The organism is Peribacillus sp. SIMBA_075, from assembly GCF_046534585.1.
This window is the reverse complement of sequence record NZ_JAWRYN010001798.1, coordinates 1-225: the sequence shown is the minus strand read 5'-3', so window position 1 is coordinate 225 and position 225 is coordinate 1. Positions and strand designations below refer to the sequence as shown.

Annotated in this window: 1 protein-coding gene; it reads left to right on the top strand. The window is 42.7% G+C overall.

The window, feature by feature from the left end:
• Nucleotides 1-225 (top strand): transposase (locus SB775_RS34645; RefSeq protein ID WP_410865814.1); only part of this gene is annotated, 225 nt, incomplete at both ends.

Sequence of the window (225 nt, the reverse complement as noted above, 5' to 3'; positions counted from 1 at the left end):
AACGGTTTTGTATTGGGAACGATTGTAACACCTGGAAATATACATGACAGTCAGATCTTAGAGCCACTAGTTGAACATGTGATTGAGAAAGTTGGAAAACCGGAAGCCGTTGCCGCAGATGCAGCTTATAAAACACCGGCGATTACAGCGGCTTTACCTTATACACGTCCTCGCACCAAAGAAGGATTTTTCCGCAAACAGGACTATGTATACGATGAACATTTT